At 63.1% G+C, this 11,919-nt stretch carries 10 protein-coding genes; 3 read left to right on the top strand and 7 right to left on the bottom strand.

From position 1 onward, the window contains the following. Positions 1-18: 18 nt before the first annotated feature. Complete coding sequence (locus tag K7431_RS13040) at positions 19-3,114, bottom strand: multidrug efflux RND transporter permease subunit (RefSeq protein WP_012722307.1); 3,096 nt, start codon at positions 3,112-3,114, stop codon at positions 19-21. Continuing rightward, positions 3,111-4,277, bottom strand: coding sequence for an efflux RND transporter periplasmic adaptor subunit (locus tag K7431_RS13045; protein WP_012722308.1), 1,167 nt, complete (start codon positions 4,275-4,277; stop codon positions 3,111-3,113). The genes K7431_RS13040 and K7431_RS13045 overlap by 4 nt, the downstream gene beginning before the upstream one ends. 214 nt (positions 4,278-4,491) lie before the next feature. Between K7431_RS13045 and K7431_RS13050 the strand changes: the two genes are divergently transcribed. Together K7431_RS13050 and K7431_RS13055 are read left to right on the top strand one after the other, a co-directional pair. Next, on the top strand, positions 4,492-4,725 hold the full coding sequence (locus tag K7431_RS13050) for a hypothetical protein (RefSeq protein WP_012722309.1): 234 nt from the start codon (positions 4,492-4,494) through the stop codon (positions 4,723-4,725). A 164-nt stretch (positions 4,726-4,889) separates the two neighbouring features. After that, entirely contained in the window at positions 4,890-5,660 is a 771-nt protein-coding gene (locus K7431_RS13055) for an ABC transporter substrate-binding protein (protein ID WP_012722310.1), read from the top strand. 34 nt (positions 5,661-5,694) lie between these two features. Here K7431_RS13055 and K7431_RS13060 read toward each other — a convergent pair whose 3' ends face one another. The 5 genes from K7431_RS13060 to K7431_RS13080 form a co-directional block, all read right to left on the bottom strand. Further along, on the bottom strand, positions 5,695-6,438 hold the full coding sequence (locus K7431_RS13060; protein WP_012722311.1) for a YkgJ family cysteine cluster protein: 744 nt from the start codon (positions 6,436-6,438) through the stop codon (positions 5,695-5,697). Between the two features lie 108 nt (positions 6,439-6,546). Then, on the bottom strand, positions 6,547-7,029 hold the full coding sequence (locus K7431_RS13065; RefSeq protein ID WP_012722312.1) for a GNAT family N-acetyltransferase: 483 nt from the start codon (positions 7,027-7,029) through the stop codon (positions 6,547-6,549). A gap of 3 nt (positions 7,030-7,032) precedes the next feature. Beyond that, positions 7,033-7,935 carry a chemotaxis protein CheV gene (locus tag K7431_RS13070; RefSeq protein WP_012722313.1) on the bottom strand — a complete coding sequence of 301 codons (903 nt, stop codon included), beginning with the start codon at positions 7,933-7,935 and terminating at the stop codon, positions 7,033-7,035. Positions 7,936-8,143: 208 nt separating this feature from the next. Next, the gene (locus K7431_RS13075) at positions 8,144-9,118 is read right to left on the bottom strand and encodes a 2-hydroxyacid dehydrogenase (protein ID WP_012722314.1); all 975 of its coding nucleotides are present in this window, start codon (positions 9,116-9,118) and stop codon (positions 8,144-8,146) included. 136 nt (positions 9,119-9,254) lie between these two features. After that, a complete protein-coding gene (locus K7431_RS13080; RefSeq protein WP_012722315.1) occupies positions 9,255-10,223 on the bottom strand; it encodes a LysR family transcriptional regulator in 969 nt (322 codons plus the stop codon). 182 nt (positions 10,224-10,405) lie between these two features. Here K7431_RS13080 and K7431_RS13085 point away from each other — a divergent pair, with 182 nt between their 5' ends. Then, positions 10,406-11,917, top strand: coding sequence for an efflux transporter outer membrane subunit (locus tag K7431_RS13085; protein WP_043204809.1), 1,512 nt, complete (start codon positions 10,406-10,408; stop codon positions 11,915-11,917). Positions 11,918-11,919: the final 2 nt, after the last annotated feature.

Here is an 11,919-nt window from a genome sequence, read left to right on the forward strand (position 1 = left end):
TTGCTCCAGGGCCGGGCCTCAATCTGTGGTTGCCAACGCAGGCGTCGGTGTGGGCCGGTGGAAAAACTTCTCCAGGTACAAGTATATGACCGGCGTAGTGAACAGCGTCAGCGCCTGGCTCACCAGCAGTCCGCCGACGACCGCGATACCCAGCGGCTGGCGCATTTCCGCGCCGGGGCCGGCGCCGAGCATCAGCGGCACGGCGCCGAGCAGGGCGGCGAGGGTGGTCATGATGATCGGCCGGAACCGCGTGACGCAGGCTTCATAGATCGCATCCTCCGGCGACAGGCCCCTGACGCGCTGGGCGTCCAGGGCAAAGTCGATCATCAGGATGCCGTTCTTCTTGACGATCCCGATCAGCAGCACCAGGCCGATCAGCGCCATGATCGAAAAGTCCTGGCCCATCAGCGACAGCATGATCAGTGCGCCCAACCCAGCAGATGGCAAGGTGGAAATGATCGTCAGCGGGTGCACAAAACTCTCATACAGCACACCGAGGATGATGTAGACCGCCACCAGCGCCGCCAGGATCAGCCACGGCTGGCTGGCCAACGAACTCTGGAACGCCTGGGCCGCGCCCTGGAAGTTGCCGATGATGGTGGTGGGCATGCCGATTTCATTCTTGGCCTGGTTGAGCATGATCACCGCATCGCCCAGCGCCACGCCGGGCGCCAGGTTGAACGACAGGTTGGCCGCCGGGAACATGCCGTCATGGCTGATGGACAAGGGCCCCACCGTCGGTGGATCGACCTTGGCCAGTGCCGACAGCGGCACCATCTCGTTGGTCAGCGGCGAACGCAGGTAGAAGTAATTCAGGCTTTCGGCTTTGCCGCGTTGTTGGGTGTCCAGTTCCAGCACCACTTGGTACTGGTTGATCTCGGTCTGGAATTCGTTGATCTGCCGTTGGCCGAAGGCGTCGTACAGCGCCTGGTCGACATCGGTGGCGGTCAGGCCGAAACGTGCGGCGGCCTGACGGTCGATGCTGATGTGGGTGATGCTGCCGCCCAGTTGCAGGTCGTTGGACAGGTCGCGAAACGCCGGGTTGGCGCGCAGTTTTTCGGTGAGGCGCTGGGTCCAGGTGTTCAGCGTCGGGCCGTCATTGCTCTTGAGCACGTATTGGTACTGGGCGCGGCTGGGGCCCGAACTCAAGTTGATGTCCTGGCCGGCGCGCAGGTACAGCACGATGCCCGGCACCTTGGCCAGTTTCGGCCGGATGCGGTCGATGAACTGGCTGGCGGACACATCGCGATCACCGCGATCCTTCAGCGCGATCCAGAAGCGGCCGTTGGCGATGGTCTGGTTGCTGCCGGTCACGCCTACCGAGTGAGAAAACGCTTGCACCGCCGGGTCGTCCTTGACGATCTCGGCCAGCGCCTTGTGCTTGGCGACCATGTCGGGGTACGACACATCGGCCGCCGCTTCGCTGGTGCCGAGCACAAAACCGGTGTCTTGCACCGGGAAGAAACCCTTGGGGATGAACACGTAGCCAACCACGGCCAGGGCGAGGGTCACCAGGAAGATCGCCGCCATGCTGCGTTGATGGGCCAGGGCACGGCGCAGGTTGCGCGCGTAACCGGCCAGCAGGCGCTCGCTGAAGCCGGGTTTGTCGTGGGTGGTGTGGGTCGGTGCACGCATGAACAGCGCGGCCAATGTCGGTGCCAGCGTCAGCGAGACCACCACCGAAATCAGGATGGTCGAGGTGGCGGTCAGCGCAAATTCCTTGAACAAGCGCCCGACCACACCCCCCATGAACAGCAGCGGGATAAACGCCGCCACCAGCGAGAAGCTGATGGACACCACGGTAAAACCAATCTCGCCGGCGCCCTTGATCGCCGCTTCGCGTTGGCCCAGCCCGGCTTCCAAGTGACGGTGAATGTTCTCCACCACAACGATCGCATCGTCCACCACAAACCCTACGGAGATCACGATCGCCACCAGGGTCAGGTTGTTCAGGCTGAAACCCATCAGGTACATCAGGGCAAAGCTGGCCACCAGTGACACACCGAGCACGCTGGACACAATCAGCGTCGCCGACAACTGGCGCAGGAACAGCGCCATCACCGCCACCACCAGCAGGATCGCGATCAGCAGGGTCACTTCGACTTCATGCAGCGATGCGCGAATGGTCTTGGTGCGGTCGGTCAACACGCTGACCTGCACCGAGGCCGGCAGCATGCCTTGCAGGCGCGGCAGCTCGGCTTGAATACGGTCCACGGTCTCGACGATATTCGCGCCGGGCTGGCGCGAGATCACCAGGTTGACCCCCGGCGTGTCGCCGGACCAGGCCTGCACGTAGGCGTTTTCCGAACCGTTGATGACCTTGGCGATATCGCGCAGTTGAACCGGCGCGCCATCCTTGTAGGACACAATCAACTGCGCGTAATCCTCGGGGAGGAACAACTGGTCGTTGGTCGACAGGGTCGACACGCTGTTTTCGCCGTAGATCGCGCCCTTGGCCAGGTTGAGGCTCGATTGCTGGATGGCCAGGCGGATATCGGCCAGGGTCAAGCCGATGGCAGCCAGTTTGTCGGGGGAGGCCTGTACGCGGATCGCCGGGCGTTGTTGGCCGGTGATGTTGATCTGGCCGACGCCGTCGATCTGGCTGATCTGCCGGGCCAGCAGGGTTTCCACGTAGTCGCTCAGCTCGGTACTGGGCATGCTGTCGGAACTGACGCTGAGGATCAGCACCGGGCTGTCCGCCGGGTTGACCTTCTTCCAGGTCGGCAGGCTCGGCATATCGCTGGGCAACTTGCCGGACGCAGTATTGATCGCCGCCTGCACTTCTTGCGCGGCGGTGTCGATGCTCTTGTTGAGGGTAAATTGCAGGGTCAGGAGGCTGGAGCCCAAGGCGCTGCTGGAGGTCATCTGGGTCATGCCGGGGATGGCGCTGAATTGCACCTCCAACGGCGTGGCCACGGATGAGGCCATGGTGTCCGGGCTGGCGCCGGGCAGGGTGGCGCTGACCTGGATCGTCGGAAATTCCGCTTCCGGCAGTGGGGCGATGGCCAGGCGCGGGAAGGCAATCATCCCGAGCAGCACCAGGGCGAAGGTCAGCAGCAGGGTGGCGACCGGGTGGTCGACGCACCAGGCCGACGGCGAGCGGCTGCCGCTCATGGCTGCACCTTGGCGTCGACGGTCTGGATCACCTGCGGCGGCTCCTTGAGCACCTCCACCTGGGCCCCGGCCTTGAGCCGCGACTGGCCGTCACTGACCAGCACATTGCCGGCCTGCACACCCTTGATGATGTTCACGTCGCTGTCTTGGTAGGTGACCTGCACCGGCACCACGTCGACCTTGTCACCGTTGACCCGGTACACAAAGTGCGAATCCAGGCCGCGTTGCACCACCGTCGACGGCACCACCAGCGCGTTTTTGTCGAGGGCGGTCTGAATCTTGATGGTCACCAATTGCCCCGGCCACAGGCGTTGCGAGGCGTTGCTGAATTCAGCCTTGGCACGCAGGGTGCCGGTGGTGGAACTGATCTGGTTGTCGATCAGGCTCAAGTGGCCTTCGCCGAGCAGGTCGCCGGTCTGGCCGTCGGTGTCGGCGCCCATATAGGCATCGACGCTGGCCTTTGTGGGCGCCGCGATCAGGCCTTGCAGGGTGGGCAGCATCTGCTGCGGCAGGGAGAATTCGACGGCAATCGGGTCGATCTGGGTGACCGAGAACAGGCCCTGGGTATCGCTGGTGCGCAGGAAGTTACCTTCGTCCACGGTGCGAATACCCACGCGACCGCTGACCGGCGAGCGAATCTGGGTGTAGGACAGTTGCACTTGAGCCGAATCGATCGCGGCCTGGTTGCCTTGGACGGTGGCCTTGAGCTGGTTGACCAGGGCTTGTTGCTGGTCATAGGTCTGCTTGGACACGCCATCGTCGACGCTCAACGCCTTGTAGCGCTTGAGGTTGACCAGCGCCACCTGCAACTGGGCCTGGCTCTCGCCCAGTTGCGCCTTGGCCTGGTCGAGGCTGGCACGGATCGAACGGTCATCGATGCTCGCCAGCAGGTCGCCGGCCTTGACCCGTTGGCCTTCCTTGACCAGCAATTGGGTGAGAATACCGTCCACTTGCGGGCGTATGACCACGCTGTGCAAGGACAACACGGTGCCGATCCCACTGACAAAACGCGGAACATCCTGCTGCGCCACGCTCACCACCCGCACCGGAATCGCAGTGGGCGCCGCCAGTTTGCTCTTGGCCGGGCGGGTCAATGCCCAGGCTGCAATCGCCAACACCACGAGGACACCCACGATCAGGGCGGTTTTTCGTTGAATTTGCATGGGGTGAGGCGCCAGGGCAAAGGATTGGAGGAAAGTGGAGCCTTTATAGCCCGTCAACCCGGTCAGCAAAGTGACTGCTAACTGACAGCGCTGTCAGTAAAGGTCGACCATTCGTACAGGCGGTGGTTAAAGATCCAAGGCGGGCAGGTATACTGCGCGCCAGCGAGGCCCGCAAGCCGGTCCCGCGTCATTTTTTGCACGCTCCGGAGCTTTCATGACTTCCCCGACACAACCCCCTGTTGAAGCGACCGACCTCGTCGATCCGGCCAGCGCCGACGGCGTTGAAAAAACCGAGATCCCGGCGTTCAAGTTTCCCTTCAAGCCGGGTGAACTGGCCGGGGCCAAAAATGCCGCCCAGCCCTGGTACAAGAACGGCGCCAAGAACGGCCATACCAAGAGCCCGGGCATGGCGCCACCGGGAACTCGCCGTTCCATGGGTAAACGTTAAGAATAATCAGCTGTAATATTTGCAGGATGTTGCCTACAGCGTCCGTTGATATTTCTGCTTGTGGGCCTGCGATCGTTTCTTGAAAGCTTGCACAGCTTGCGCTCTGCTCCGATTTTTTACCGGGGCGGAGTCAAGGGCGCTCTTTCCGGAAAAGGACGTTTCCTGTGGCCCCGATACACCTCTGTGTAGCGCTTGTCCTGTTGCTCGCGGTCGATGCCGTTGCTGGCATTGATCAACCTCGGCGCGAAATCCGCTTTGCCGTTGCCGCGCACTTTCCCCCCTTCCAGAGCCGCAACCCGCAAGGGCAGTTGGTCGGTCTGAATATCGAGCTGGGCAACGCCCTTTGCCAGCAACTGAATGTGCGCTGTACCTGGGTCGACCAGGTGCTGGTCGAAAACTTCAAAGACCTTGATGCCCTGCTATTCGATGCAATCATCGGCATTGCCCCCACGCCTCAGCGTCAGCGCTGGGTGAGCTTCACCGATAACCTCTATCCCTTCACCACGCGCCTGGTCGCGCGCCGATCCTCCGGGCTGATGCCGACGCCAGCGTCGCTCAAGGGCAAGCGCGTCGGCGTATTGCTGGGGAGTAATCGCGAAGCCTTTGCCCAGTCGCAATGGGCGCCCAAGGGCGTGATCATCAAGCGCTTCTGGCTCAACGACGAACTGGTCCGCAGCCTGGTGGCAGGCGACATCGATGCGACCCTGCAGGGCACCGTGGAAATCCGCGACGCGTTGCTCGACACCCCGGCGGGCCAGGATTTCGACTTCCTCGGCCCCGCCGTTTCCGCCGAGTTGCTGGGCCACGGCGTGGCAATCGGGCTGCGCACCACCGATACGGCGTTGCGTGCCGAACTTAACCGCGCCCTCGAACAGCTTAAACACAATGGTGAGTACCAGCGGATCCTTGCGCCTTATCGTCTGGAGGTGCCGTGATGGCTCGATGTGCTCGCGAAGCGGCCAGTAAGCCCTACGCCGCCCGCAGAGGGATAAACGCATAGTTGGCCGGCACCTCGGTCGCAATCTGCGCCCCGGCATCCAGCACCTGTTCGGCAATGTCCATCCCCGATACATGGAACACCCACTCATTGGCCACGGACGGTTGAGCCAGCGCCAGCTCAATCGCCTGGGCAAACAGGCCCATGTCCGGCAGGTAAGCGGTAAACCCATCACCCTTGAGCGCCGTGGTGCGAATGCCCAGCAGGGCGCACACCGCCTCTTTGGTCTGCACGTCATCGCGGTCGGCCTGGCGTGAGCGTTGGATCAACTGCGCCAATTCCTGGTCCATCAACTCACCGCCGACGATCAGCGCCGGGCCCTGCTCCCAGGATTCCGGCGGGCAATCCTTGGCGGCGGGGTTCAGCGGGATATGCGGGTTGATCTCCATCGGGTAGATGCGGCACACCAACGGCCGACGCTCATAGATGCGGCACAGGTTGTCTTCGTCAAGATTCCGGCAGCGTCCGGCGTTGTAGGCGGCAAAGGTGATTGCCACAAACGCTTCGGTAGTGCCACTGGGCACGACCACTGAGCGGCGTTCGGCATGTTCGCGTTGCTGCTCGGGCAGGCCCAGGCCATTGCCCAGGAAACCCTCCGCCAGAACGATGACATTGCCGCCGTCCGCCGCCCACTGGCGGGCCTCGTCGAGGGTCAGGGGCACGTGATGGTCGGTGCAGCATTTGCCGCAACCGACGCAGGAAAATCGAGTATTCATGGCGGATCTGTCACCAGGCTAGGTCAGAGGGCACGCAGGAACAGTGACGGGTTTTTACCTCTGTTCACCGTTTCAGCTCTCTGGAAGCAAGTTATACGCCAGTGCCTGTCAGCCCTCGGGCACTGCATCGCGCAGGACAAATCGCATGCCCGCGCTTTCATACAACTGCCGGGCACGCAGGTTGCTCTCCCGCACCTTAAGGTCCACATAGGGCTCGCCGCGCTGCTTGAACGCCTGGAAGCTGTGCAGCAGCAACGCGCGGCCCAATCCCTGGCCCTGGGCGCAGGGGTGAACGCAGAGGTGCTTGATAAAGGCGCTGGTCCAGCACTGCGCCACGGCGAGAACGCCTTCGTCGTTGCTCGCTACCAGGCACAGTGTGGGGTCGAACTCGGCATCGGTGGTGAACCGCTGCTGCCAGGTTTCCAGGTTGGGCACACGACCGCCGCCCTGGTCCTGAGCGAGGCGCAACACGGCATGAATCGCCGGGGCCAGGTCGTCGCGGTAATGATCCAACTGCGTACCGGCCGGCCACTGGGGGGCGGGCAGGCTGCCGGTGAGGTCGCGGCGCAACAGCTGGTAATACTCGGTCACCGGTTACAGGCCTTTCTGTGCCACGGTCTGGGCGGCGATCACCAGGCACTTGGTCAGCTCAGGCGACGAGAATTTGGTCAGTACCGAGTCGGCACCCGCCAGTCGCGCCTTTTCGCTGTTCATCGCGCTGTCCAAGGAGGTGTGCAGCAACACATAAAGGTGCTGGAAGTCGGGGGTTTCGCGCAAGGTGCGGGTGAGGGCGTAGCCGTCCATTTCCGACATCTCGATGTCCGACACCACCACGTTGATCTGCTCGGCGGTGCCTTGCAGTTCCAGCAGCACGTCGATGGCTTCCTTGGCGCTGCGCGCGGTGTGGCAGGTGAGGCCGAGGTTGCGCAGGGTGTGCACGGACTGTTGCAGGGCGACCTGGCTGTCGTCCACCACCAGGATGCGCGCGTTGCCGAGCACTTCGGCCTCTTCCATGGTCAGGTCGGTCGGCGCCGCTTCAATCGGTGCCGGCGCGATGCCGTGGATGACTTTTTCGATATCCAGCACCTGCACCAGGCCGCCTTCTACCTGGGTGACCCCGGTAATAAACGCGCGGTTACCGCCGGAGCCATAGGGCGGCGGGCGGATGTCGGTGGTCAGGCAATGCACGATCTTGCTCACCGCCTGCACATGCAAACCCTGCTTGGAGCGGCTCACATCGGTGACGATCAGGCAGCCGCCGTCCGGGTCTGCCAGCGGCATTTCCCCCAGGGCGCGGCTCAGGTCGATCACCGCCAGCGAGTTACCGCGCAGGGTGGCGATGCCTTTGACGTGCGGGTGGGACTCCGGCAGCTTGGTCAGCGGCGGGCATGGGATGATTTCGCTGACTTTCAGCAGGTTGATCGCCATCAGCTTGCCACTGCGCAAGGTAAAGAGCAGAAGCGAGAGTGAGTCTGCGCGGGCTTTGGTGGTGGACATAAAAACCTTCTGTGGATCAGGGATGACGATCTATAGAGGGTTATCGACTTGGGGAGGCCAGGCTTTAACCGGATTTTGTGTCGGGATGGGTGTGTGTGGGAGCTGGCTTGCCTGCGATGCAGGCACCTCGGTCTTTCAGTTGCACCGGGGTGATGCTATCGCAGGCAAGCCGGCTCCCACACAAGCCCCATTCCAAAAGGGGTATGGGTCAGCCCTTCCACACCTGCGGGTTCACCAGGTCCTGCGGACGCTGGCCCAGCAGCGCGCTGCGCAGGTTGTCGAGGGCGCGGTTGGCCATGGCTTCACGGGTTTCGTGGGTGGCCGAGCCGATGTGCGGCAGGGTCACGGCGTTGCTCAGCTGGAACAGCGGTGACTCGGCCAACGGCTCCTGTTCATACACATCCAGCCCCGCGCCACGGATGCGCTGGCTTTGCAGGGCGTCGATCAGCGCCGGTTCGTCGACCACCGGGCCACGAGAAATGTTGATCAGGATCGCGCTGGACTTCATCAGCCCCAGCTCGCGGGTGCTGATCAGGTGACGGGTCTTGTCGCTCAACGGCACCACCAGGCAGACGAAATCCGCCTCGGCCAGCAGTTCATCCAGGCTACGCAATTGCGCGCCCAGTTCCTGCTCCAGTGCCGGCTTGCGGCTGTTACCGCTGTAGAGGATCGGCATATTGAAACCCAACCGTCCACGCCGGGCCACGGCCGCGCCGATGTTGCCCATGCCGACGATGCCCAGCGTCTTGCCATGCACATCGCAACCGAACAACGGCGCGCCGACGCTGGCTTTCCACTGGCCGGCCTTGGTCCAGGCGTCCAGCTCGGCCACACGGCGTGCGCTGCTCATCAGCAGGGCAAAGGCCAGGTCGGCGGTGCTTTCGGTGAGGACGTCGGGGGTGTTGGTGAGCATGATCCCGCGTTCGTTGAAGTACGCCACGTCATAGTTGTCGTAGCCCACCGACACGCTGGACACCACTTCCAGCTTGCTCGCGCCTTGCAACTGCTCGCGGCCCAGCTTGCGACCCACGCCGATCAGGCCGTGCGCGTGGGGCAGGGCTTCATTGAATTGCGCGTTGATGTCGCCCAGCTTGGGATTGGGCGCGATCACCTCGAAATCCTGTTGCAGGCGTTCGATCATTTCCGGGGTGACGCGGCTGAAAGCGAGGACAGTCTTTTTCATTGCAGGCGGGCTCATCGACTACGGAAGAATGCCAAGCACGCTAACATTCCTGCCGACAATTGTCAGGACGCCTCAGGCCTAAAGTGGGCAGGGAGCAAGCCCCCTCCCACCGTTGACCTGACTCGTCTGGTAGCACTCAGTTCGCCAGGCGCGCGCCGCTGAGGCTGCCGCTCAACTCATACGCCACCAGCTCCGCCTGGTGCGCCGCCAGGATCTCCGGCAGCGAGCCACGCAGGTATTCCACCCACGTCTTGATCTTCGCATCCAGGTACTGGCGCGACGGGTAGATGGCGTACAGGTTCAACTCCTGGGAGCGGTAGTTGGGCATCACCCGTACCAGGGTGCCGTTGCGCAGGCCTTCGATCGCGGCGTACACCGGCAGCAGGCCGATGCCCATGCCGCTGGTGATCGCGGTTTTCATCGCATCGGCCGAGTTCACCAGGAAGGGCGAGGTGTTGATCGCCACGCTTTCCTGGCCTTCGGGGCCGTTGAAGGTCCACTTGTCGAGCTGGATCACTGGGCTGACCAGGCGCAGGCAGGCGTGGTTGAGCAAGTCATGGGGGCGATGGGCGCAGCCCTTGGCCTTGACGTAGTCCGGCGAGGCACAGGCAATGCTGTAGGTGATGCCCAGGCGCTGGGACACGAAGCCCGAGTCCGGCAGTTCGCTGGCCAGCACGATGGACACGTCGTAGCCCTCATCGAGCAAGTCCGGCACACGGTTGGCCAGGGTCAGGTCGAAGGTGACGTCCGGGTGGGTGCGGCGATAGCGGGCGATGGCGTCGATGACGAAATGCTGGCCGATACCGGTCATGGTGTGCACTTTCAGCTGCCCGGCAGGGCGTGCATGGGCGTCGCTGGCCTCCGCCTCGGCTTCCTCGACGTAGGCGAGGATCTGCTCACAGCGCAGCAAATAGCGTTTGCCGGCTTCGGTCAGCGCGATGCGTCGTGTCGTTCGGTTCAACAAGCGGGTTTGCAGATGGGCCTCAAGGTTGGAGACCGCGCGCGAGACGTTGGCAGTGGTGGTATCCAGTTGCACGGCGGCGGCGGTGAAGCTGCCTGCCTCGGCCACGCAACTGAAGGCGCGCATGTTTTGCAAAGTGTCCATGGAGTGTTCTCAGGGGAGATAGCAAATTGTGACAGAAAGTTACGCCGTCCAGTGATCCCTACCAACGGATTATCGCCTGAACGGTAACAAAGATTCACAGGAATGCCAGCTTATCGTTCCCCATGCCGCCCCCTAGAATTGCGCCACCTCTCCCCGCACCACCACCTCAGGAATTCGCAGCAGTGCCGCGTCGCATCAACAGAGAGTTGAAGGCTCTCAGTGTCTGGGCTTTATCGTTAGCAATCAGCGGCTGCATCGGAACCGGAGGAATCGCCCCCCAAGGCCAGTCCCTCAACGCCAGCACACTGGCCACCGACGAAGCGATCCAGAGCGCCGCCCAGGACGCCCACTGGCCCACCGCGCACTGGTGGCAAGCCTATGGTGACCCGCAATTGAACCGCTGGGTCGACCTCGCGACCCAACACAGCCCAAGCATGGCCATGGCCGCCGCTCGGGTGCGGGAGGCGCGGGCCATGGCCGGGATCGCCGAGTCGGCCGAGTCGTTGCAGATCAACAGCGACACCGCCCTCAAGCGCCACAACTGGCCCAAGGATCAGTTCTATGGCCCCGGCGAACTGAGCGGTGCCAACACCTGGGACAACAATGCTTCCCTGGGCCTGAGCTATGCCCTCGACCTGTGGGGCCGTGAAAGCAATGCCACCGAACGTGCCGTCGACCTGGCGCACATGAGCGTCGCCGAAGCGCGCCAGGCCCAGCTCGAATTGCAGAACAACGTGGTCCGCGCCTATATCCAGCTGTCGTTGCACTACGCCAACCGCGATATCGTCGCGGCCACGCTGGCGCAGCAGCAGCAGATCCTCGACCTGGCCCATAAGCGCCTGAACGCCGGGCTGGGCACCCATTTTGACGTCAGCCAGGCCGAAACGCCGCTGCCGGAAACCCATCGTCAACTGGACGCCCTGGACGAAGAAATCGCCCTGAGCCGTAACCAACTGGCAGCGTTGGCGGGCAAAGGTCCGGGGGCGGGGGCGCAATTGCAACGTCCTACGCTGTCGTTGGCCGCACCGTTGAAATTGCCGTCGAGCCTGCCCGCGCAATTGCTCGGCCAACGCCCGGATGTGGTCGCCAGCCGCTGGCAAGTCGCGGCCCAGGCCCGTGGCATCGATGTCGTCCACGCCGGTTTCTACCCCAACGTCGACCTGGTCGGCAGCCTCGGCTACATGGCCACCGGCGGCGGTATGCTGGCGTTCCTGGCGGGCAAGAAATTCAACTATAACGTTGGTCCGGCGATCACCTTGCCGATCTTCGACGGTGGCCGCCTGCGTGCGGAACTGGGCGAAGCCAGCGCCGGTTATGACATCGCCGTCGCCCGGTACAACCAGACCCTGGTCAATGCCCTCAAGGGCATCAGCGATCAGTTGATCCGCCGCGAATCGATGGACAAGCAATCTGTCTTCGCCGCGCAGTCGGTGGCCTCGGCGCAAAAGACCTACGACATCGCGATGATCGCCTACCAGCGCGGCCTCACGGATTACCTCAATGTGCTGAACGCCCAGACCTTGCTGTTCCGCCAGCAGCAGGTGGAGCAACAGGTACAGGCCGCTCGCTTGAGCGCCCACGCTGAACTGGTCACGGCCCTGGGCGGGGGGCTCGATGCCGGCAACGATGTACCGCCACCCGCCCAGATCCTCCCGAGCAAGACCCCGGCGGCACTTGCCGTATTCGATCACTGAGT

This window comes from Pseudomonas fluorescens group sp. (assembly GCF_020093335.1).
Taxonomy (GTDB): domain Bacteria; phylum Pseudomonadota; class Gammaproteobacteria; order Pseudomonadales; family Pseudomonadaceae; genus Aquipseudomonas; species Aquipseudomonas petroselini.